Below are 19,364 nucleotides of genomic sequence, written 5' to 3'. Positions count from 1 at the left end.
TGAGAGTAAGTAAGCAATTTTAGCAGAACGAGCAGTACCTGAAATAAGATACTGCTCGGTTATTTATTTTTTAGGTGGCTGAGCTGGAGCGGCTTTTTTGGCAGCAATCGCTTCTTCAACCTGAGCTAATGATTCTTTGGCATTTGGATAATTTGCCTGAGCAAGGCGTGCAAAAATATTTCTGGCTTCTTCGAGGTTTTGATCAAGAATTCCACCATTTGCCAACATATTTCCTAATATCATCAGTGATGGTGCATAACCTTTCTTCGCTAGCTCCTTTAGGCTCTCAACCGCTTGTTGTTGCATAATTGGATTTTTATTTTTTACACCAATACCAAGATCATAAATTGCTTTAAGATTTTGTGCTGGGTAATAATCCTTGCGTAGCAAAGGCAGTAAGCGTTGAATTGCAATTTGGTCATATTCAGGTTTACCCTGTTTAAACAACAAATCTGCAAATTCAACTGAGGCTTCCTCAGAACCTTGTACAGATGCTTTATCTAAATATTCCTTGTATTTTTGAGCATCTTTAGGGAGGCCTAAATTCCCTTTATGATAGGCTTGTGCCAAGATAAAGCTGGCCTTACCAAATCCTTTGTTGGAGGCATCCTGATAATATTGCAAAGCTTTTTTTTCATCTTTCACTGTGCCTTGCCCGATTTGGGTCATATAACCCACATTATAAATTGCCTGGGCATTGCCTGTATTTGCTAGCCGCTGCATTTCCTGAAATGCTTCATGATAATTCTTTGCTTCATAAAGTTGAGTGGCTTTTGCAAAGACATCTGGAGCTGCTGAGGTTTTATTGTCTGCTGCAAATACCGAATGGCTTGCAACCATGATTAGGTTGGCAATGAGCAACTTTTTCATCTTTCCTTTCCTTTCATGTAAATCTGCCGCAATCCTTTGTTGTTGGCAGAAAACAATGTTGTGACCCAAATAAGTTTAAGATTTTCGCATAAAATGTAAATGTAAATTTTGTATGTCAATATTTATGGCTAAATATATTCTAGCTTTGTAGTATTTTGAAATATATAAATTATTTCAAAATACTGATAAAGAAAAATGTGAATACATCATGTAGAAATAGTCAGTCTACTGTTAATTTATTCATTTATTTAGATTGCTTGCCTGAGTTTAGTAATTGTTCAATCTGTTCTGCATTTTGTGGCATACCAGCGATACGGACACCATTTTTCAAAAATAGGGTGGGTGTTCCGTTAATTTGTAGTTTTTGTCCCAAGATCAAATTCTTTTGAATTGGGGTGGAACATTGTCCTGAATTTTTTGGAGTTTTGCGATGTAGCATATAATCTTCCCAAGCTTCATACTGGTTTTTAGCACACCAGATTTTGTTGGCAATTTCTTCTGCCTGAGGATGGAGAGTTTTTAATGGGAACGGAAATAAATAGACTGTCACATTATCAATGGCGGTCATATACTGTTCCAGTTTCTGACAATAAGGGCAGTCGGGATCTGTAAATATATGGAGTGTACGTTTACCATCACCTTTAACATATCGAATAGCTTGCTCTAATGGCAGTTGTTTAACATCAATTTTATTGAACTCAATTAAACGTTTTTCGGTTAAATTTTTTTGGTTTTTTGGATCGACCAGTTGACCAATAAACAGATAGTATGATGGAACAATAGCGCCCATTTGAATCTTGGGCAATCCTATCGCATAAAAATTATTGAGGCCTCGCCACGTCACCATTTAAAGCTTCTGGTAAATCTAAAACGGTTAAATGAAGTTCTTCCAGTGCGGTCGGTTTGGCAATCACCAAAGCTAAATAACCATCTTCAAAAGCGATACTATTAACGACTTCTACATCTTTACTGAGTTGGGTTGCAGGAGCGGGTACAGCATCATTCCCTTGAATCAAATGCAACCAGTGTTTAGGTTTTGCCTTAAACCATAGGCGTGCCACAATTTCCTGTCCTAGATAACAACCTTTATCAAAATGCACACCCTCTCGTTGATGCAGACGCAGTTCCTGGGGCTGGAACAGATGTTCAGTTGCTTGGGTAATCCAAGCCTGTCCAGATTGAATGGCTTGTATTTGCCATGCATTTATATCTGTTTCTGTTGAAGAAAACTCGGTATGGTTGCCTATAAAACCTGGAAAAACTTGACCAACCTCTTCCAGTTTCATTTTTGAGAAAGCACCAAACTTTTTAATATGTCTGGAAAACTCTTCTGCCTGATCCTGAGTTGTCACCAGTTCAAAACTTTCTGGATTTAATCTTTTGATCCACACACCAAAATGAATACGCCCTTTTAAATCACAAATAGCGGTGTAGCGACTTTCATTCTCTGGCAGACGCTCAACATGTACAGTCACCTGACCTTGTAGGAATTTTTGTGCATCTACACCATTTAAGCTAAAAGCAGTAAAAGCAAGCTGACTCATAAATCAATCCCAAAGCAAAGTTCTGTTCATTACAATATAAGGGCTTATTTTGCGCTATTTTTCACAAAAAAACAGCTTTAGATTCTGCTTATTTATTTATGACAGAATGGGCAACCAAAGCTATCGCAACGATTGATTCATGGTGATGACAAATATAACAATAGTGATCAACAATGATGGAAAATAAAAATGACAGGTACAGTTAAATTACATCGAGTATTCAAGGCCCCAGCAGAGCGTGTCTTTAAAGCTTTCCTGGTTCCAGATGCATTGGCGAAATGGATGGCAGGAATCCTTATATTTATTGGGCTTGTTGGTGGAAGCTGAAATTCCTGATGAATAAAATGAATGATTGATAAACGTTTTAGTGACATAAATTTTCTGGAGTGATGAAAAATAATAAAAACTAAAATTTTGCAAAAAGCATTCTATCTCGCATAATAATGCTTTTGAGATTTTTTATGTCTTTTCCAAATTGCCCACAATGCCAATCAGAATATACTTATCAAGATGGAGAATTATTCATCTGTCCTGAATGTTCACATGAGTGGAAACAGGGTGAGGGGCAGGCATCAGAGCAACAGGAAATTATTAAAGATGCCAATGGTAATGTGTTGGCGGATGGTGACAGTGTCATAGTGGTTAAAGACCTGAAAATTAAAGGTTCCTCATCAGTAGTGAAAGTTGGTACGAAAGTAAAGACCATCCGTTTGATTACTGATGCGAGTGATGGTCATAATATTGACTGTAAGATTGATGGCATTGGTGCCATGAAACTGAAATCTGAGTTTGTCAAAAAAGCTTAATGCAATTGGTTTAGGAAAGAGCATCAAAATGCTCTTTCCTATTAGGATGATGTTTTATCAACCTGCTAATTTTGCAAGCAATTCATCTTTGCTGAGGTTGCTGGCTTCCGTATCACGGCGACCCTTGTATTCAAAAGTGCCTGCATCCAAACCTTTCTCACCGATGACAATACGGTGAGGAATTCCCATCAGTTCAAGGTCAGAGAATTTCACGCCTGGACGTTCATTACGGTCATCGAATAGCACATCATAACCCTGTGCCTGCAACTCTGCATAAAGTGCCTCGGCAGCTTCCAGAGTGCGTGGTGATTTATGTGCATTCATTGGCACAATTGCAACTTCAAAAGGTGCAATGGCCTGTGGCCAGATAATGCCTTTGTCATCATAGTTCTGTTCAATGGCAGCAGCAACCACACGGGTCACACCAATACCATAACAACCCATGGTGACTGTAAATGGCTTGCCATCTTCACCCAGAACCTTACAGCCCAGCGCTTCAGAATATTTGGTGCCTAACTGGAAGATATGACCCACTTCAATACCACGTTTGATGAGTAGTGTACCTTTACCATCTGGGGATGGATCACCCTCAACCACATTACGCAGATCATAGACTTCAGTAAAATGTGCATCGCGTTGCCAGTTGACACCTGTGGCATGTTTGTCAGCTTCATTTGCACCTGCAATAAAGTCAGACAATACCGATGCCGCACGATCCACAATTACGGTTAAACCTTTTTTCAGTAAACCTTGAGGACCAATAAAACCAGTCTTCAATCCCAGTGCACTGATTTGCTCTTCAGTGGCAAAGCTAAGTGGAGCAGCAATGAGTGGATGTTTCTCGGCCTTAATTTCATTCAGTTCATGATCGCCTCTCAGGAATAGGGCAATCACAGGAGTGTTGCCATGTTCATCAACCTGACCCTGAACCAGTAAAGCCTTAACCGATTGTTTGGCATCAGCGTTCAGGAACTGGCAAACCTCTGCAATGGTTTTCTGGTTTGGTGTGTCAACAATCGCCAGTGCTTGAGCTGGTGCCGCACGTTCGCCGACCAGAATGGCTTCGGCTTTTTCCATGTTCGCTGCATAGTCAGATTCAGTTGAGAAGATCACATCATCTTCACCGCTTGAAGCCAGTACATGAAATTCATGCGAACTTGAACCGCCAATTGAGCCTGTATCCGCTTCAACAGGGCGGAAATCCAGACCAAGACGAGTAAAGATACGGCAGTAAGTGTCGTACATCACGTCATAGGTTTGTTGTAATGAAGCTTGATCTGCATGGAATGAATAAGCATCTTTCATGATGAATTCACGGGAACGCATCACACCAAAACGTGGGCGAATTTCATCACGGAACTTGGTTTGAATCTGATAAAAATTGACAGGCAACTGCTTATAGCTTTTTAGCTCATTGCGTGCCAAATCGGTAATGACTTCTTCGTGCGTTGGACCCAGTACAAAAGGATTGTCATGACGATCTTTAAAGCGTAACAGTTCTGGGCCATACTGTTCAAAGCGTCCAGACTCCTCCCACAACGCCGCAGGCTGGGTCACTGGCATAAACACTTCTAAAGCGCCCGAACGATTCATTTCCTCACGGACAATAGCATCCACTTTCTTTAAAACACGCGTTCCCATGGGCAACCAAGAGTATAAGCCAGAAGCGAGTTTACGAATCATCCCCGCACGTAACATGAGCTGGTGTGAAATGACTTCAGCATCATTTGGGGTTTCTCTTAACGTTGCAAATAAAAAGCGGCTTGCGCGCATGGAAACAATCCTAAAGTTAAGTGTGATTGGAAAAAGCTGCAACAGTGGCGGAAAAGATCTCTCCACTTGTAAGTTTTGGCATTATGCCATGAATCATGGAATTTCGGGAAAAGTAAAGTGAGGCAATTCGATCAGGATGATAAAAAGAAAATTAAGGATCTGAAAATAAAAAAGTGCTGAATAGGGGGGTTATGGGATATTGGAGGGGTTATTCTGTTCAAATTTACTAAGGCGATTAATAATGTCAGCATATTCTATCTCTGTTCTGCTGTAGGCATTCCTTAAGCTTTCCACCGTTTTTTTCACGCGCTCAATATTCTTAATGTTATTTTCTAAATTGTTTTTGAGCTGGGGGGGGAGGGGTTCACCTTTACGGTAATATTCCATTTCCTGACGTTTAAAGCTGATCTTGTCCTGTTGTAGTTGTTGCAATTGCTGTTGTTGATAATTCAACTGTTTCTTCAGGTTGGCCAGAATCAGGTCCCTTTTTGCAGTCGCGATCTTGCTGTTGCCATAAGCGCGTTTAAGTTTTAAGTCCTGTTCGCGCTGACGTGCCAATGATTCGCGGCGTGTGGACTGTTGAATATCCTGGGTGGCATTATAGGGCTGGTTGCGCTTGATCACCTGCATGTTGCGGTCAAGCGCCTCATAGCCATAACGGATATGTTCTGGAGTGACCGAGCTGCTTACATTGGCAATGCCATTCTTGTCATAGTAGCGATACCAGACTGCCCGAGGTTGCTCTGTGGCCGCAAAACTTGAGCCATAAAAAAGAAACATTAAAACCAATGCACAAATGCAATTACGAGTTATCGTTGTAAAGTGACCAATGCGGAAACCGCACTTTAACGAACCAGTCATTACATTCCCCGTAAAAAGTTAATTAAATCACTTATTCTTAAATAATAATCACTTGTATATTAGTAGCTATTTATACAATTAAAAATAGTTAGTATACAAAAAATTTAGGAATTTGTTCAAAAGTGTGCGCTATTTGTTATTATTAGGGAAAACTGATAAGTTGGTTCAAAAAGCTTCGTTGATAATGCAAGTAAAGATATGTTAAAAATATCAAATAATCTGTATAAAACAAATTAAACCAAACATAATTTGTATTGAGTGATGGGGCAGGACAATTATATGGAAGATAAATTTCAAAATTTGAAAGTAATGGTGATTGACGATTCAAAAACGATTCGCCGTACAGCGGAGACTTTGTTGCAACGTGAAGGCTGTGAGGTCATTACGGCGGTAGATGGTTTTGAAGCATTATCAAAAATTGCGGAAGCAAATCCAGATATCATTTTCGTTGATATCATGATGCCACGCCTGGATGGTTATCAGACCTGTGCATTGATTAAGAACTCTTTAAACTACCAAAATATTCCAGTGATTATGTTGTCAAGCAAAGACGGTTTGTTTGATCAGGCTAAAGGGCGTGTTGTGGGGTCGGATGAATATTTAACTAAGCCATTCAGTAAAGATGAGCTGTTAACTGCGATTCGTAACCACGTTAGCGCATAAAATTAGATTGAGGAAAAAATGGCTCGTATTCTTATAGTAGATGATTCACCTACTGAAACATTTCGTTTTAGAGAAATTTTAACTAAGCACGGTTATGAAGTTTTAGAAGCGACCAATGGGGCGGATGGTGTTACCATGGCGCAGGCAGAGTTGCCAGATTTGGTCCTTATGGATGTGGTGATGCCTGGAATGAATGGATTTCAGGCAACACGCCAGATTAGCAAGGGTAAAGATACACAGCATATCCCTGTTGTGATCGTAAGTACGAAAGACCAGGCGACAGACCGCGTATGGGGTAAACGTCAGGGGGCTTGCGACTATTTGACCAAGCCGATTGATGAACAGCAACTTATCGATGTGATTAAACAACTGTTAAGTTAACCAATACGAGCCTTTTCATTACTCAATACGGGATAGGGTATGGCAGCAAATGGATTTATCGAATTGCTTCGCTTATCCAAGCGGGGCAATAAACAATATGCTTCAACTCAGAATGAAGTCAGCCGATGGTCTGGTATCGCTTTTGAGATGTTAGGGCAATATTTTGTTGCACCATTGGGGGAAATTTCGGAGGTGATCTATCCACCGAAATATACCCCTGTTCCAAATACTCAGGCATGGGTACGTGGCTTGGCAAATATTCGTGGGCGATTGCTTTCAGTTTCTGATTTAAGTCAGTTTATTTCAGGACAACGGAGTCAGTTTTCACCAACACAAAAAGTGATATGTATTAGCCATCAAGATCATTATGTAGGACTGGTTGTTGACCAGGTTCTGGGGATTCAGCACTTTAACAAGAAAAGTTTCTTTTCTCAAAATGCTGAACTCGACAGTAAGTTAAAAGACTACTGTCAGGGTTACTTTCACCAGCATAATCAGCAGTGGCATGTGTTTTTACTGAGTCGGTTGTTGAAAAATCCTCAATACATGAATGCATCAATAAAATTTATAAACTAATTTGTACGCTACGGAAGATAAACGCGTATTCAGGGGAGAAGCTGATATGGGCTTTAAACTCAAAAAGAAAAATGGTGGCGATAGCGCTGGTTTGAAGAAAGGCGGAGCGTTTCTGGAAAATATCCGAACGCAACTGGATCAATTTTCCCGTTTGTTCGGTGAAACAGAAAAATCCAAACCGATTATCTATCGTGCTTTAATTGCTTTGGCCCTTGCAGTCATCCTCTTAATTTACCTATTTGTGAGCGTACCACGTTCCAACCAATTGACTCGTAGTCTGGGTGAATTGCGTCTGTTGTCGCAAATGATCTCGCGTCAGGCAACGGAAGCAACCGCATCTGGTACACCAGAAGCGATGAAAAGTCTGGTTGAGTCGAAGAAGCAGTTTGCTGAAAACCTTGAAACCGTTGAAAGTGTCTATGGTAAAGGTTCTGATGAGTATAAAAAGGTTAACGAGCTTTGGGAGAATGTTTCCAAGAACATTGATCTAATCGCATCTCAACAAAAAATCATTAACCAGCTTTATGATACTAACATCTCGATCAGTGAAACGATTCCCGAAATTCAGGCTGAATATAACCTGATGGTTGACCAGATGGTTCGTGAAAACATGCCAAGTAGCCAGGTAATTATCACGAAAAACCAGGTGTTCATCGCAGAGCGTATTTTACGCTCAATCAACTCGGTATTGGTGGGTACAGATAATTCGAATGTTTCTGCGAATGACTTTGGGGCGGATATTGAAACCTTTGGTGTTTACCTCAATGCACAGCTCAATGGTAGCTCTGAGCTGGGCGTTGACCGTATCACCTCACCAGATCTACGTGAGTCTCTAGAAAGTATTAAGTCTGACTATGACGCTGTCTTGAAATCAGCGGCGGCAACGGTTCTACAAAACGCGAACCAGATTGTTCGTGTACGTCAGGCATCTTCACAAATCTTCTCTCAATCTGATGCCTTATTGACTTCATTGAATGACTTGTCGAAAAAAGCTGAGAGTGGCTGGGGTAATGTTATTGCAGGTATCGTGTTAATTGCCGCATTGGGCTTACTGGTGTTCTCTGCACTGCAATTACTTGCTCTACGTAGTAATACGGATAAAGAGCGTGTAATGCGTCTGCAAGATGAATATGACCGTAACCAAAACGCGATTTTACGTTTACTGGATGAAATCGCCGATTTGGCGGACGGTGACTTGCGTTCTTATGCAACGGTATCGGAAGACTTCACAGGCGCAATTGCGGATTCGATTAACTTCGCGATTGACCAGTTGCGTGACCTTGTATCCCGAATCACGGATACTTCACAGGAGGTTGCACGCTATACCCAGAAGACCCAGGATATTACTAACCAGTTGGCAGAAGCATCTGAACATCAGGCGCAAGAAATTGCAGGTGCGTCAGCGGCGATGAATGAAATGGCATTGTCCATTGATCAGGTATCTGCAAACGCATCTGAGTCTGCTGAGGTGGCACAGCGTTCTGTACAAATTGCATCAAATGGTGCGGAAGTTGTAAACCGTTCGATTGAGGGGATGGACCACATTCGTGAGCAGATTCAGGAAACATCAAAACGTATTAAACGTTTGGGTGAGTCTTCTCAGGAAATTGGTAACATCGTTTCTCTGATCAACGATATTGCCGACCAGACGAACATTCTGGCTTTAAACGCTGCAATTCAGGCATCTATGGCTGGTGAAGCGGGCCGTGGTTTCGCGGTTGTAGCCGATGAGGTACAGCGTCTAGCGGAACGTTCAGCGTCAGCGACCAAACAGATTGAAGGACTGGTAAAAACCATTCAAACTGATACCAACGAAGCCGTTATTTCAATGGAACAAACGACTTCCGAGGTCGTGCGTGGTGCCAACCTGGCAAAAGATGCGGGTATTGCACTGGATGAGATTCAAACGGTATCAGGTGACTTGGCAAAACTGATTGCGAGCATTTCTGATGCAGCGAAACTTCAGTCTGCATCAGCAAGTCATATTGCAACCACGATGAATGTTGTACAGGAAATTACCTCACAAACCACCACAGCAACGTTTGATGCAGCACGTTCGGTTTCTGAACTGGCGAACATGGCTGAATCATTACGTGAATCAGTAACTGACTTTAAGTTACCTGAGTAAGCAGCATAGGAAAGACAGAGTGGGGCGCTGTCTTTCCTATTTAGAGATGTAGAATATCTCAACAAGGTGGTGGTGGAATGCAACGACATCTTGTGTGATAGATACACGTAATTTTTACCCACAACTGGTGGATAAAAACGAAAGAAGCAGCTATGAAACAAATATTAAAAACGTTAGTTGAAACGATGACGCTTCCTGAAGATAGCTATCTTGAACAAGATGCCGAGATTCTTGAGATTTTTATTGAAGAATTGGATGAAATCTTTGCTGAATTAGAACCTTTATTGGTTAAATGGATGGAACAACCTCATCAACAGGATGTACTTACAGATGTGCGCCGCCACTTCCATACCCTCAAGGGTTCAGGGAGAATGGTGGGTGCGAAATCCTCTGGTGAGTTGGCCTGGACGGTTGAAGACACTTTAAACCGTGTTATTTCAGGAACGGTTTCCCTGAACACGGAAATTCAACGCTATGTTCAGGCGGTTTTCAATATTTACCGTTTTAGGCTTGTACATGATTTTAAAGTGGTTCAAAAACATTTGATTGATCTAAAACCACTGGTTTTATTGGGGCAGCAATTACAACAACAGCAAAGCCCAGAGCCTGCACTTTATGAGCTATTAAACCTTGCAAATACTTTAACACATGATGATGTTCAGACGGGTCTTGAGCTGATTGATGGTGTTGAGGATGCCATTGATGACACAATTGCGGCTGATCAGGTGCAACAGGATATTGAGCCTGTCTTGGCGACTATTGAAACTGAGCAGGATGAAGTGCTTGCCAAGGAAACCTTGGCCATCTTCCTGGAGGAGTCAGAAGATCATCTTAGGGCCATTGATCAGTTCCTGTTGAACGAACGTCCAAATAATGATCACTACAATACCTTGATCAGGGCTTTACATACCCTTCGTGGTAGTTCCTCAATGGCGCATGTGGATCAGGTATTTGAAGCAAGTGCTAAAGTTGAAAACCTGTTTAAGACCTTGTTGCAGGATGAACTGGATTCCAGTTCTGATGAAACCGCATTGCTCACCCATTACGCCCAGTTTGTCCGCGATTACCTGCATACCTTAAGGCAGCAGGGCGCGAAACAGAAACTGGATGAGATTTATGACACATTCAATGTGGCATGGGATAGCTATGACTTCCAGCTAGAAGAAAAACATGGTGAGGCAATACGACCACAGGGGCTGGTTTCTGAATTACTAGAATTAAATATTAATGATTTACTGGATGTGGAATTTGATTTTGAAAAACGTGCCCGAAATGAATTTCCTCAATATATCCAGCTGTTAAGTCATCAGGCGGAAATTCTGTTACAGCATACGCATCATCATGCCACGATTGGGATGTATCAATATACCAGCCTATTGCGTTCAAGCTATCAGGACCTGATTTTTAAACCGAGTCTGTTGAATCTTGATTATGCGTTTGAGCTGTATCATCAGGTGCATCAACAGTTTATTCAGTTGTTCGATACCTTGGCTGCTGGACAGCGTGTCACCTTAACCAAGACACATGAAAGTGTCCTGAATGAATTAAGTTTATTTACCCAGCAGAATATTGACTTCTTGGAACAAACATCCACAGACGTTATGGATACTGTACCTGAAACAGTCCAAGATTCTGCGTCTGGTCTTGATATTGCAGACCTGTCAGCACAGTTTGCGCTGGACAAGCAACAGTTACAGTCAGATGAGGCAAATAGTGACTTCGATCCTGACCTGTTGGATATCTTCCTTGAAGAGGCAGATGAGTTACTGGTGGGAATTGATGCTGACCTCAGTACTTGGGCAGCAGACTATCAGAATGTGGGTGCCCTGAAAAACCTGATGCGTTATTTGCACACCCTAAAAGGTGGTTCAAATATGATTCAGGCGCGTCATATCGGCCTGATTGCACATGAGCTGGAAACAATTTACGAGAAGCTGATTAACCAGCAGATACAGGCAACACCACAGCTTATCACCGTGATTCGTTCAGTTCAGGATGATATTGCAGATCGTATTCAAACGATTCGCGACCAGCAGGTTGACTACCCATCGGCTCATGTCTTGCAGGTTCTGGCAAACCTTGATCAGATGACGGGTACATTCGAAGCCAAACCTGTGGCGGTTAAACAGCTTGAAGAGACAGATGAAGAGATTGATTCAGTTGGTGTGGAAGAAGAGAAAGCTGTTTCTAATCTCCCTGTTCAGACAGAATCTCCACATACCGCAGTTGATGTTACGGTATTGGCAGCCCAGCTTGGACTCGATAAGAAGCAATTGCAGTCAGCCGAATCAAACAGTGACTTTGATCCTGACCTGTTGGATATCTTCCTTGAAGAGGCAGATGAGTTGCTGGTGGGAATTGATGCTGACCTCAGTACTTGGGCAGCAGACTATCAGAATGTGGGTGCCCTGAAAAACCTGATGCGTTATTTGCACACCCTAAAAGGTGGTTCAAATATGATTCAGGCGCGTCATATCGGCCTGATTGCACATGAGCTGGAAACAATTTACGAGAAGCTGATTAACCAGCAGATTCAGGTAACACCACAGCTGATTGCCTTGATTCGTCTGGTACAGGATGATATTGCGGATCGTATTCAAACCATTCGCGACCAGCAAATCGATTATCCATCAACGCATGTGGTACAGCTACTTCAACAAGCGGATCACTCGGCTGATCTGGTTGTAAGCGAGCCTGCAACTGAAATCACCGCACTTTCTGATCAAGATGAGAGCAGTGGACTGGAAGTGTTGCAACTTGTTGAAGAAGAAGTTTCTGAAGAACCAAGTCTTGCGGCAGATGAGCTGAGTGGCAATGATATAGAAGAACAGGTTGAAGATACCTCCTCTCTTCAAACTGTGGAAAATTCTGAACACTCTCTCGAAGATGATGTTCGTTCACTAGTGGAACAGACATTCCTTGAGGAAGCTGAAGAACTGCTTGAACAGGCTCAGGGCTTGTTGAAACAGTGGTTTGACCAGCGCGGTAACCGTAGTTTGCTGTTACAGCTCCAGCGTAATGCCCACAGCTTGAAAGGTGGCGCACGCATGGTGGAAATGGATGCGATTGCAATCATTGCCTACCATCTGGAAAACGCCTTTGAACAGTTTGGTGTGCATCATTTCAGCTCAAACGTTTATGACAATCTGCTTAATACTGCGCTGGCATGGCTCAATGATGCGATCTTTAAGCGTCAATATGCCAACTTTGATGGTTTAAAACAAAGTCTGGAGAAGATGGAATTTGTGGATGTTGCGGCACAGCTTCCTCAAAAATTCTCTGCAACAGACATCTTTACGCCTGAATATACTATGGAGTTTGTTCAGGGTGATGGTACTGAACCACCATCCATGTTGGGTGAGTGGGAAACCACAGAGCGCATTGAACAGAACAATGAAATGATTCGTGTTTCTGCTGACGTTATCGAGAAGATGATTGACTTGTCAGGGGAAAATGCGATCAACCGTTCACGTATTGAAATGGACCTGGGCCAGCTGGGTGGTACGTTGACGGAAATGGAACTTGCAATCAAGCGTCTGGCTGATCAGCTACGCCGAATGGAAGGTGAGCTGGAAAGTCAGATCATTGCACGACATGGCGGAGAAAATTCCCGTTATGCCGATTTTGACCCGTTGGAGATGGACCAGTACTCATCGTTGAACCAGTTGTCAAAATCGCTTGCAGAATCCGCTTCGGACTTGGTTGACTTTAAAACCACACTTTCTGAGAAGATTCGTGATACTGAAGGTCTACTGTTGCAGCAGTCGCGTATTCAGGCAGAAATTCAGGAAAGCCTGATGCGTACCCGTCTGGTGCCATTCTCACGCTTGTTACCACGTTTACAACGTATTGTTCGCCAAACGGCTTCCACCCTGAACCGTCCAACTCAATTGGTGGTGAACAATACCGAAGGTGAATTGGACCGCAGTATTCTTGAAAGGCTGGTTGCACCATTTGAACACATGCTGCGTAACGCGATTGACCACGGTATTGAAGACCGTGAGCAGCGTTTACAGGCTAAAAAACCAGAAACAGGGCATATTGTTCTGGACATTGGCCGTCAGGGTACCGATATCGTGGTCACATTCAGTGATGATGGTAAAGGGATTGATGTCAACCGAATCAAGGACAAGGCGATTCAGACAGGTTTGATGACCACGGATCAAAAACTTGATCAGGAAGAAGTTTTACAGTTTATCTTCCATCCAGGTTTCAGTACCGCTGCACAGGTGACCCAGATTTCTGGCCGTGGTGTCGGTCTGGACGTTGTACAGAGCGATATCAAGGCCTTGGGTGGTCACGTGAGTGTCAGCTCCGTTCTGGGTAAGGGAACCACATTTACCATCCGCGTACCAACAACCGTGGCGGTAAGTGACGCCTTGATGGTGAAAGCGGGTGATCAGCAATTCGCATTCCCACTTGCACAGATTGACCGTATTGTGCGTATCTCGCCAATGGCGTTGGAGCAATACTTTGACAGTCAGGAAGACTACTTCAAGATTGATCAGGAACGCTATCGCCTGCGTTACCTGTCCGAGTTTGTTGCGAGGCAACCAATTCCACGTTTGAATGGTGTGGTTCACTCTTTACCTGTGTTGCTGATTAAGGGTGCTCAAGGGCAGACCACTGCATTACTGGTCGACCAGTTGATTGGTTCGCGTGGCCAGATTGTGGTAAAACCGATTGGTCAGCAATTCTCAAGTATTGGTGTGATTGCGGGTGCTACCATCCTTGGTGATGGTCAGGTCTGTCTGATTCTGGATGGCCAGAATATTGCCCGTCAGGCACAGTCAACAGCACGTAGCAAGCAGGCGGATGAGACCTATACCAAACAGCGTTATGATGAGCGCCGCCTGATCATGATTGTGGATGACTCGGTGACTGTACGTAAGGTGACGTCACGTCTGTTGGAACGTCAAGGCTATGATGTGGTGACAGCCAAAGATGGTGTCGATGCAATTGAGCAGCTTGATACAGTCAAGCCAGACTTGATGCTGCTTGATATTGAGATGCCACGAATGGATGGTTTCGAAGTGACCAACCTTGTTCGACACCATGAAATACATCGCGACTTGCCAATCATCATGATTACATCACGTACAGGCGAGAAGCACCGTGAACGTGCATTGTCACTGGGGGTAAATCAATATATGGGTAAACCATTCCAGGAAGAAACGCTTCTGGAAAATATTGAAAGTTTACTTACAGTGCGCTAAGGGGTAATGAATAATGGTTAAAAAAGGCGAAAACTCGGCATTGGGGCAAATTGATCAGCAAGAGTTACAACACTTAATTACGGTATCAACAGGATTCATTGATGCCTATATTATTCAGTGCCATCAAAAGGTTCCCATGCTGTTGCCACAAAATATCGTGTTGTCAGCAATGGATACCCAAACCAACGTTGACCACATCGAATGGCATGACCTAAAGCTTCCCGTTTATGCGGTGAATGACCCGAACGAGAAGCAGGGCGTGGCCTTGGTTATTGAGGGTGATGATGTCTCCGAGCGGTTTGCCTTGGTCTGTAATGAAATGCCTGAATCCATCCGTGTACGTATTTCGGAAATTGTAGATGAAGAGCGAGACGTGGATGACAATAAGGTCTTTAAGTATGTGAAGATGGGCGAAAAGCAATTTTTTGTTCCCCATTTGCAAAATATCCAGACCCAGCTTGGTCTCTAATAAAAAAGGAACTCATCAGAGTTCCTTTTTTTATGACTATAAAATTTATTAAGTCAAAAGCTCTTCCAGAATTTGTTCATAAATTTCAGCCAGAGGCTCCAGATCATCAACATTGACATGCTCATTGATTTGGTGGATGGTGGCATTTAACACCCCAAGTTCCAGAACCTGGGCGCCTGTAGGTGCAATGAAGCGTCCATCAGAGGTACCACCACTGGTTGAAAGTTCAGTTTCAACGCCTGTCACATTTTTAATCGCTGTTCTTGCCGCATTCACCAATTCGCCCACTGGGGTGAGGAATGGTAAACCTGACAATGTCCAGTCAATGCTGTAATTCAGTTGATGTTTATCCAGTGTTTCAATGACGCGTTGTTTGAGAATTTCGGCCGTTACTTCAGTGGAGTAACGGAAATTAAAGGTCACCTCCAGTGTGCCTGGAATGACATTGGTTGCACCTGTTCCCGCATGGATATTTGAAATCTGGAATGAGGTTGCGGGGAAATATTCGTTACCATTGTCCCATGTGGTTGCACACAGTTCATCCAGTGCTTTGGTTGCCAAATGAATTGGATTCTGTGCAAGATGAGGGTAGGCGACATGGCCTTGCTTGCCTTGTACGGTCAATACCCCATTTAAAGAGCCACGGCGGCCATTTTTGACAATATCACCAAGTTGATGGGTACTTGAAGGCTCGCCAACCAGACACCATGTCATTTTCTCATTACGTTCTTCCAGGGTTTCAACAACTTTAACCGTGCCATTGATGGATGGACCTTCCTCATCGGAAGTAATCAAAAAGGCAATCGAACCCTTATGGTTAGGATGCTTGGTGACAAAACGCTCCGAGGCGACCACCATTGCGGCCAGGGCGGTCTTCATGTCGGCAGAACCACGGCCATATAATTTACCATCACGGATGCTAGGCAAAAACGGGTCTGAATTCCATGCATCCAATTGTCCAGTCGGAACAACATCAGTATGCCCCGCAAAACAGAACACAGGGCTTTCTGTACCACGACGGGCCCATAAATTATCAACATCTTCAAAACGCATGTTTTCGATCTTAAAACCCACCTTGGCCAATCGTTCAGCCATGATGTTCTGGCAGTCATGATCAATAGGCGTGACTGAGGGTTGGCGTAGGAGTTGTAAACTGAGTTCAAGTGTATCGGAATGGTTCATGCGAGATGTGGCTAAATCTGGTGAAATCTGAACCGATATAATAGGGGAATATTGCTGAGAAAGGTATGTAAAAATAAACCTTATCTAGTTTGTAGATAAGGTTTTGTGAGCGTTGTTCTATGGAACTACAGTTTATTCTGGGTTTTTTCAGCAGTTTGGGTCACTTTGTCGCCTGCTTTGGAAACATCCTGCCCAAAACCCTTAAAGGTGTTACAACCAGTTAATACAAAAGCGGCCATGATAGAAGCAACTAAAATTTTTTTCATCATCTTCTCCGTGTGAATTTAATTATGATGTCATTAGAGTCTAAAAAAATAAATGGAAAATGAACATGATGGTTTGATTGTAGATCTGTTATAAAATGTTATTTACTTGCGGTTGAGCTAAATAACAGGGCGGATTGACGAAACATATAAAACATGGGTTCAGTGTCTGCATTGTGATAAAGTCCATTGGTCCACCATTCAGCAGTTTGTGTAGATGGATGTTGATCAGGGCAAATCCATTCATGCCGTTGTAGGCGATAGTAGGGTAGTACAGGGATTATCGTTCCCCATTGACCTAAACGTCTGGATGTGTTGATCCATTCTGGAATAGATGATGCGTAATGATGTTCTGGTAAATACAGTTGTCCTTTCATGACTGCAAATTTACGCTGAATTGTGTACTGGCTGGTCTCGGAAAACTGAAACTGGCGTTGGGTAAAGTGCCGTAGTTTTCGCTGTAGGGTATCTTGCCGATTTAGACCGAACCATTCAGATAAATTGAGTTCGTTCTCACCCAAATAATATTTCAATGCGACTTCCCAATGCTCGATTTCCTGGGTCTGTTTGTTGAGTAACAGGAAATCAAGCTCACCCAGGGTGACTGCCCCCGCAATTTTCTGGATGCTGTGGCCTAATAACTGGTAGGGGTGATAATCATCATCCTGTAGCCAGAACCAGAGCAGATATTCAAAACGCAAACCTAAACGGGTACTTTTCAGGCGTGCCATAAATTCAATTAAGGGTTGAGGTTGCTGATCCAACTGTTGCAACCGCACCTCATAAGCTTGATAGTGCTCTTGCCAAACGGTATTGGAATGAAGTTCAAAATAATTTTCAATTTTTAAATCATCGGGTATTTTGGTCAGGATATTGGGACTGGCAATGCAAAAGGCCAACTGCCGAACAATAGGCTGCTTAAACTGTAACCACGGTTCAAAAAAGCTGGGTGAATCAATCTTCTCAGGCATAGTCACCCATCATCGAGAAATAATAAGTTCAGTTTGATAAACAACAATAAAAACACTTTATACTAGCACGGTTGTATTGACGTGTCGGTTAATTACTAAATGAAAACATTGTTCTGGCGTAGCTTGGTGGTGATTTTTATCACATTGGGAATTATTGGAGCAATTCTACCTGGTATGCCAACAACAGTTTTCCTGATTCTGGCAGCATGGGCGGCATCAAAAGGCTGGCCGCAAATGGATGCATGGTTACTGAACCATCCCAAATATGGTCCCACACTGCGTAACTGGCGTGAAAATGGGACTGTACCACGCAAGGCCAAGTGGATTGCCAGTATCATGATGCTGTTCAGTGGGATTTTAATGCTGTTTACCAATGCGCCGTTCTGGGTCAAGATATTTACTGATGTTACCATGTTGATTGTGGCGATCTGGTTATGGCTACGTCCTGAACCTGAGCAGCGTTAAAAAAAGCGAAGCTTTTTAGCTGCGCAAGACGAGAGCTACGCTCAAGTGGCGAGGATAAGCAAAGCATCGCTTTGCCCTGAGGGGCGATTAAAGCTCCGCAAGAAGACGAGCAGCTATGCTGCAAGTGGCAAGTTAAAAAAAGCAAAGCTTTTTTAGCGGCGCAAGACGAGAGCTACGCTTGAGTGGCGGGGTAAGCCAAGCAGCGCTTTGCCCTGAGGGGCGATTAAAGCTCCGCAACAAGGCGAGCAGTTATGCTGCGAGTGGCAAGTTAAAAAAGCGAAGCTCTTGCAGAATATATTTTGTATATATAAAGCAGATTCAAAAAGAACACCATTTTCCTAAATCATTGGGTCAGCCTCCTATAAGTTCTAAAAATCAAAATTACACAAAGCACAGCATTTTTATGTTCAAATAAATCAGCAAGACCGAAATATTTAGAGATAGAAAATGTCCTATACATTGGAACAGGCAGACATATTGATTGATTTGGCGCAACAAACTTTACGATTGCCGAAACATAACAAGTTTTATCTGATTTCCTCTGGCAAGAATGGAATTGGTGAACAGGAAAACAGTGGTAAAACCCCAAGAGGCTGGCATCGTGTTGCCCAAAAGATCGGTCATGACGCTGCAAAATATTCAGTCTTTATTGCGCGCCAGCCTACAGGCGAAATTTACAATCAACAGCTTGCACAACAGTTTCCACAAAGGGACTGGATTTTATCGCGAATTTTGTGGCTGGATGGTTTGGAGGCTGGTTTTAATCAGGGGGAGGGTTGTGATACCTTTAAACGATATATCTACATCCATGGGACACCTGATACGGAACCGATGGGCATTCCGATGTCTCATGGCTGTATCCGAATGAAGAATGATGAAATTATCGAGCTTTTCGGGCTTGTTCCTGAACATGCACTGGTCTATATTTCAGAACAGACATTGGAAAATAAGCAGCCAGATTGTAAATAAGTGCCTAAATAAAATACGAAAATCCTGTGTTTTATCAAGAATGACCTATTTTTTAATCATTCACACGGTTTTTTCCGAAAAGAGCATGAAAAGCGTTTGACAGGCTGTGAAGATTCTCTATAATGCACCTCACAAACGATGAAGACGTTAAGGGCGCTTAGCTCAGTTGGTAGAGCGTCTGCCTTACAAGCAGAATGTCGGCGGTTCGATCCCGTCAGCGCCCACCA

Annotated in this window: 16 protein-coding genes, 1 tRNA gene and 3 pseudogenes; 12 read left to right on the top strand and 8 right to left on the bottom strand. The window is 42.8% G+C overall.

From position 1 onward, the window contains the following. Positions 1 to 63: 63 nt before the first annotated feature. The 3 genes and pseudogenes from F988_RS05640 to ygfZ all read right to left on the bottom strand — a co-directional run bounded on the left by F988_RS05640 (position 64) and on the right by ygfZ (position 2,414). Positions 64 to 870, bottom strand: a complete 807-nt coding sequence (locus F988_RS05640; protein WP_004681669.1) for a tetratricopeptide repeat protein — start codon at positions 868 to 870, stop codon at positions 64 to 66. A gap of 244 nt (positions 871 to 1,114) precedes the next feature. Further along, positions 1,115 to 1,636: pseudogene (locus tag F988_RS05635) on the bottom strand (DsbC family protein); the annotation flags it as partial. A gap of 55 nt (positions 1,637 to 1,691) precedes the next feature. Further along, on the bottom strand, positions 1,692 to 2,414 hold the full coding sequence (gene ygfZ / locus F988_RS05630; RefSeq protein WP_004681666.1) for a CAF17-like 4Fe-4S cluster assembly/insertion protein YgfZ: 723 nt from the start codon (positions 2,412 to 2,414) through the stop codon (positions 1,692 to 1,694). 189 nt (positions 2,415 to 2,603) lie between these two features. Here ygfZ and F988_RS15200 point away from each other — a divergent pair. Both F988_RS15200 and F988_RS05625 read left to right on the top strand, forming a co-directional pair. After that, positions 2,604 to 2,702, top strand: a pseudogene (locus F988_RS15200) (hypothetical protein); the annotation flags it as partial. Positions 2,703 to 2,875: 173 nt separating this feature from the next. Then, on the top strand, positions 2,876 to 3,220 hold the full coding sequence (locus F988_RS05625; protein WP_004681663.1) for a zinc ribbon domain-containing protein YjdM: 345 nt from the start codon (positions 2,876 to 2,878) through the stop codon (positions 3,218 to 3,220). A 57-nt stretch (positions 3,221 to 3,277) separates the two neighbouring features. Here the strand turns inward: F988_RS05625 and F988_RS05620 are convergent, their stop codons facing one another. After that, entirely contained in the window at positions 3,278 to 4,993 is a 1,716-nt protein-coding gene (locus F988_RS05620) for a proline--tRNA ligase (RefSeq protein ID WP_004681662.1), read from the bottom strand. A gap of 189 nt (positions 4,994 to 5,182) precedes the next feature. Further along, positions 5,183 to 5,854, bottom strand: coding sequence for a hypothetical protein (locus F988_RS05615; protein ID WP_004681661.1), 672 nt, complete (start codon positions 5,852 to 5,854; stop codon positions 5,183 to 5,185). Positions 5,855 to 6,133: 279 nt separating this feature from the next. On the opposite strand from F988_RS05615, the gene pilG reads away from it, so the two are divergent. From pilG to F988_RS05585, 7 genes and pseudogenes are all read left to right on the top strand, one after another. Continuing rightward, complete coding sequence (pilG, locus tag F988_RS05610; protein WP_004678261.1) at positions 6,134 to 6,517, top strand: twitching motility response regulator PilG; 384 nt, start codon at positions 6,134 to 6,136, stop codon at positions 6,515 to 6,517. A gap of 18 nt (positions 6,518 to 6,535) precedes the next feature. After that, positions 6,536 to 6,898 (top strand): response regulator, encoded by a 363-nt coding sequence (locus F988_RS05605; RefSeq protein ID WP_004664659.1) that lies wholly within the window; start codon positions 6,536 to 6,538, stop codon positions 6,896 to 6,898. Between the two features lie 39 nt (positions 6,899 to 6,937). Next, on the top strand, positions 6,938 to 7,474 hold the full coding sequence (locus tag F988_RS05600; protein ID WP_004681658.1) for a chemotaxis protein CheW: 537 nt from the start codon (positions 6,938 to 6,940) through the stop codon (positions 7,472 to 7,474). Positions 7,475 to 7,520: 46 nt separating this feature from the next. Continuing rightward, positions 7,521 to 9,602, top strand: a complete 2,082-nt coding sequence (locus tag F988_RS05595) for a methyl-accepting chemotaxis protein (protein ID WP_004681656.1) — start codon at positions 7,521 to 7,523, stop codon at positions 9,600 to 9,602. A gap of 152 nt (positions 9,603 to 9,754) precedes the next feature. Then, a pseudogene (locus F988_RS15700) lies at positions 9,755 to 10,324 on the top strand (Hpt domain-containing protein); the annotation flags it as partial. 3 nt (positions 10,325 to 10,327) lie between these two features. Then, positions 10,328 to 14,818, top strand: coding sequence for an Hpt domain-containing protein (locus F988_RS05590; RefSeq protein ID WP_416201949.1), 4,491 nt, complete (start codon positions 10,328 to 10,330; stop codon positions 14,816 to 14,818). Positions 14,819 to 14,831: 13 nt separating this feature from the next. Continuing rightward, positions 14,832 to 15,287: a hypothetical protein gene (locus F988_RS05585; RefSeq protein WP_004681653.1), complete on the top strand. Its 456-nt coding sequence runs from the start codon at positions 14,832 to 14,834 to the stop codon at positions 15,285 to 15,287. Between the two features lie 48 nt (positions 15,288 to 15,335). Here the strand turns inward: F988_RS05585 and dapE are convergent, their stop codons facing one another. The 3 genes from dapE to F988_RS05570 form a co-directional block, all read right to left on the bottom strand. Beyond that, a complete protein-coding gene (dapE, locus tag F988_RS05580; protein WP_004681650.1) occupies positions 15,336 to 16,469 on the bottom strand; it encodes a succinyl-diaminopimelate desuccinylase in 1,134 nt (377 codons plus the stop codon). Between the two features lie 125 nt (positions 16,470 to 16,594). After that, a complete protein-coding gene (locus F988_RS05575; protein ID WP_026040097.1) occupies positions 16,595 to 16,738 on the bottom strand; it encodes an entericidin A/B family lipoprotein in 144 nt (47 codons plus the stop codon). Positions 16,739 to 16,833: 95 nt separating this feature from the next. Further along, positions 16,834 to 17,703 carry a DUF1853 family protein gene (locus F988_RS05570; protein ID WP_004681648.1) on the bottom strand — a complete coding sequence of 290 codons (870 nt, stop codon included), beginning with the start codon at positions 17,701 to 17,703 and terminating at the stop codon, positions 16,834 to 16,836. A 99-nt stretch (positions 17,704 to 17,802) separates the two neighbouring features. Between F988_RS05570 and F988_RS05565 the strand changes: the two genes are divergently transcribed. The 3 genes from F988_RS05565 to F988_RS05555 all read left to right on the top strand — a co-directional run bounded on the left by F988_RS05565 (position 17,803) and on the right by F988_RS05555 (position 19,364). Beyond that, positions 17,803 to 18,168, top strand: coding sequence for a YbaN family protein (locus tag F988_RS05565; RefSeq protein WP_004681645.1), 366 nt, complete (start codon positions 17,803 to 17,805; stop codon positions 18,166 to 18,168). A gap of 447 nt (positions 18,169 to 18,615) precedes the next feature. Then, a complete protein-coding gene (gene elsL, locus F988_RS05560; protein WP_004681644.1) occupies positions 18,616 to 19,137 on the top strand; it encodes a cell wall-recycling L,D-carboxypeptidase ElsL in 522 nt (173 codons plus the stop codon). Between the two features lie 151 nt (positions 19,138 to 19,288). Beyond that, a tRNA-Val gene (locus F988_RS05555) sits at positions 19,289 to 19,364 on the top strand.

It is taken from the genome of Acinetobacter parvus DSM 16617 = CIP 108168, assembly GCF_000368025.1.
GTDB lineage: Bacteria > Pseudomonadota > Gammaproteobacteria > Pseudomonadales > Moraxellaceae > Acinetobacter > Acinetobacter parvus.
Note: the sequence above shows the minus strand (reverse complement) of the source record. Positions and strands in the feature narration are given on the sequence as shown.

Excerpts from the sequence above, each read along its gene's own strand:
- F988_RS05640 (WP_004681669.1), bottom strand. The coding sequence starts at position 870 with ATGAAAAAGTTGCTCATTGCCAACCTAATCATGGTTGCAAGCCATTCG.
- ygfZ (WP_004681666.1), bottom strand. The coding sequence starts at position 2,414 with ATGAGTCAGCTTGCTTTTACTGCTTTTAGCTTAAATGGTGTAGATGCA.
- F988_RS05625 (WP_004681663.1), top strand. The coding sequence starts at position 2,876 with ATGTCTTTTCCAAATTGCCCACAATGCCAATCAGAATATACTTATCAA.
- F988_RS05620 (WP_004681662.1), bottom strand. The coding sequence starts at position 4,993 with ATGCGCGCAAGCCGCTTTTTATTTGCAACGTTAAGAGAAACCCCAAAT.
- F988_RS05615 (WP_004681661.1), bottom strand. The coding sequence starts at position 5,854 with ATGACTGGTTCGTTAAAGTGCGGTTTCCGCATTGGTCACTTTACAACG.
- pilG (WP_004678261.1), top strand. The coding sequence starts at position 6,134 with ATGGAAGATAAATTTCAAAATTTGAAAGTAATGGTGATTGACGATTCA.
- F988_RS05605 (WP_004664659.1), top strand. The coding sequence starts at position 6,536 with ATGGCTCGTATTCTTATAGTAGATGATTCACCTACTGAAACATTTCGT.
- F988_RS05600 (WP_004681658.1), top strand. The coding sequence starts at position 6,938 with ATGGCAGCAAATGGATTTATCGAATTGCTTCGCTTATCCAAGCGGGGC.
- F988_RS05595 (WP_004681656.1), top strand. The coding sequence starts at position 7,521 with ATGGGCTTTAAACTCAAAAAGAAAAATGGTGGCGATAGCGCTGGTTTG.
- F988_RS05585 (WP_004681653.1), top strand. The coding sequence starts at position 14,832 with ATGGTTAAAAAAGGCGAAAACTCGGCATTGGGGCAAATTGATCAGCAA.
- dapE (WP_004681650.1), bottom strand. The coding sequence starts at position 16,469 with ATGAACCATTCCGATACACTTGAACTCAGTTTACAACTCCTACGCCAA.
- F988_RS05575 (WP_026040097.1), bottom strand. The coding sequence starts at position 16,738 with ATGATGAAAAAAATTTTAGTTGCTTCTATCATGGCCGCTTTTGTATTA.
- F988_RS05570 (WP_004681648.1), bottom strand. The coding sequence starts at position 17,703 with ATGCCTGAGAAGATTGATTCACCCAGCTTTTTTGAACCGTGGTTACAG.
- F988_RS05565 (WP_004681645.1), top strand. The coding sequence starts at position 17,803 with ATGAAAACATTGTTCTGGCGTAGCTTGGTGGTGATTTTTATCACATTG.
- elsL (WP_004681644.1), top strand. The coding sequence starts at position 18,616 with ATGTCCTATACATTGGAACAGGCAGACATATTGATTGATTTGGCGCAA.